Annotated in this window: 1 pseudogene; it reads left to right on the forward strand. The window is 46.9% G+C overall.

What is annotated here, in order from left to right:
• Positions 1-262: pseudogene (locus RYX56_RS23240) on the forward strand (dihydropyrimidine dehydrogenase); the annotation flags it as partial.

Below are 262 nucleotides of genomic sequence, written 5' to 3' on the forward strand. Positions count from 1 at the left end.
CATTGAGACAATCGAGGGAGCGCCTGCGGTTCAGAAAGAAAAAGAGTACGTCTTTAAACTGGGTGTTCCATTAATTTCTGAATTTAAACCGGTAGAATTTATCGGTCAAAGCAGGGTAGAGCGGGTAAAGTTTGAACATATGAGCAATGGATCCATCCTGGAAATTGCCGCAGATACGGTTATTTTGGCAGTTGGTCAAACAATGCAGCCGGGGGCCGCGACCTGGAGGGATTCAGGTGATATCTTCTCGGGCGGAGATATG

It is taken from the genome of Alkalihalophilus lindianensis, assembly GCF_032843265.1.
In the GTDB taxonomy this organism is placed as follows: Bacteria; Bacillota; Bacilli; order Bacillales; family Bacillaceae_D; genus Alkalihalophilus; species Alkalihalophilus lindianensis.